The 2,095-nt window shown below is 63.3% G+C and carries 2 protein-coding genes; both read left to right on the forward strand.

Annotated elements, in window-relative coordinates; all coding sequences use genetic code 11:
• Nucleotides 1-435: L-ribulose-5-phosphate 4-epimerase (locus B3C64_RS04770; protein WP_291534097.1), on the forward strand; the 435-nt coding region annotated here is incomplete at its 5' end.
• Nucleotides 436-580: 145 nt separating this feature from the next.
• On the forward strand, nt 581-2,095 hold the full coding sequence (gene araA, locus B3C64_RS04775; RefSeq protein ID WP_291534099.1) for an L-arabinose isomerase: 1,515 nt from the start codon (nt 581-583) through the stop codon (nt 2,093-2,095).

Below are 2,095 nucleotides of genomic sequence, written 5' to 3' on the forward strand. Positions count from 1 at the left end.
TCCGACACCGCCTCCCACGCCTACATCTACCGCAACATGCCCGACGTCTACGGCGTCGTGCACACCCACTCCACCTACGCGACCGCGTGGGCGGCCACTGGCCAGAACATTCCGTGCGGCCTGACCATGATGGGCGACGAGTTCGGCGGCCCGGTCCCGGTCGGCCCGTTCCGTCTGATCGGCTCCGAAGCCATCGGCAAGGGCGTCGTCGAGACCCTGAAGAAGTACCCGAAGTCCCCGGCTGTGCTGATGCAGAACCATGGTCCGTTCACCATCGGCAAGGATGCGGAAGGCGCCGTCAAGGCCGCCGCGATGACCGAAGAGGTCGCCCGCACCATGTGGGCCGCCAAGCAGATCGGCGACATCATCCCGATCGCCCAGGAGGACATCGACAAGCTTAACGATCGCTACACCAACGTCTACGGTCAGCACTGACGTGACGGAAAATCGGCGCGTTGCGTCCTGACGGCCATGAACGGCCTACGGCACAAGGTGCCGATGCATGTGCGGCACCGATTATCACCGGTGCCGCACATGCGGCAATCGTAAGAAACCAAACAACGAAGTAAGGAAAAATCAAATGGCAATGGAAAACCCGTTTGAAGGCAAGGAAATCTGGTTCGGCGTCGGTTCTCAGGACCTGTACGGCGAAGAGGCCCTGCGCCAGGTCGCTCAGCAGACCGGCGAAATGGTCGACTTCCTGAACAACACCGGCAAGATCCCGGCGAAGATCGTGCTCAAGCCGACCCTGAAGTCCTCCGACGGCGTCAAGGAATTCATGGTTGAGGCTTCCGCCAACCCGAACGTCATCGGCGTCATCACCTGGTGCCACACCTTCTCCCCGGCGAAGATGTGGATCCGCGGCCTCGAAGTGCTGACCAAGCCGCTGCTGCAGCTGGCCACCCAGCACCACAAGGAGATTCCGTGGGAGACCATCGACATGGACTTCATGAACCTGAACCAGGCCGCCCACGGCGACCGTGAGTTCGGTTACATCGTCTCCCGCCTCGGCATTCCGCGCAAGATCGTCGTCGGCCACTACACCGACCCCGAGGTCGCCGAGAAGGTCGGCACCTGGGCCCGTGCCTGCGCCGGTTGGGATGCCTCCCAGAACATGAAGGTCATGCGTTGGGGCGACAACATGCGTAACGTTGCCGTCACCGAAGGCGACAAGACCGAAGCCGAGCGCGTGTTCGGCGCTTCCATCAACACCTGGGCCGTCAACGAGCTCGTCGCCGCGTACGACAAGGTCAAGGACGATCAGGTCAAGGCCCTCATCGAGGACTACAAGGCCAAGTACGACGTCGCTCCGGCACTGCTGGACTCCCGTTACGACGAGCTGTTCATCGCCGCCAAGGAAGAGTGCGCCATGGTCAACATGATGCGCGAGAACGGCTGCACCGCCGGCGTCGACAACTTCGAAGACCTAGGCGCCCTGCCGCAGCTGCCAGGCGTCGGCCCGCAGCGCTTCCCGTCCGAGTACGGCTGGGGCTTCTCCGCCGAAGGCGACTGGAAGACCGCCGTGCTGGTGCGCATCGGCGCCGTGATGGGTTACGGCCTTGAGGGTGGCGCCTCCCTGATGGAGGACTACTCCTACAACTTCACCGCAGGCAACGAGCTCGACATGGGCTCCCACATGCTTGAGGTCTCCCCGGCCATCGGCACCATCGCCAAGCCGAAGCTGGACATCTTCCCGCTGGGCATCGGTGGCAAGTCCGACCCGGTCCGTCTGGTGTTCTCCGGCAAGCCGACCGACGCCGTCGTGATCTCCATGGCCGACGAGCGCGAACGCTTCCGTCTGCTCATGGACGAGGTCGAGGTCGTCGAGCCGCAGGGCTCCCTGAAGAACCTGCCGTGCGCCCGCGCCGTGTGGAAGCCGAAGCCGGACCTGAAGACCGCCGTGCAGTGCTGGATCACCGCCGGTGGCTCCCACCACACCTGCATGACCACCTCCGTTGGTCGTGAGGCTTGGGAAGACTTCGCTCGCATCGCCGGTGTTGAGCTCGCCGTCATCGACGAGAACACCACCACCCGCCAGTTCGAGAAGGAGCTGGAGCTGAGCGAGATGTACCACCGTCTCAACAACCAGCACTGA

Source organism: Bifidobacterium sp. UBA6881, from assembly GCA_002451435.1.
Lineage (GTDB): Bacteria > Actinomycetota > Actinomycetes > Actinomycetales > Bifidobacteriaceae > Bifidobacterium.

Excerpts from the sequence above, each read along its gene's own strand:
- araA (WP_291534099.1), top strand. The coding sequence starts at position 581 with ATGGCAATGGAAAACCCGTTTGAAGGCAAGGAAATCTGGTTCGGCGTC.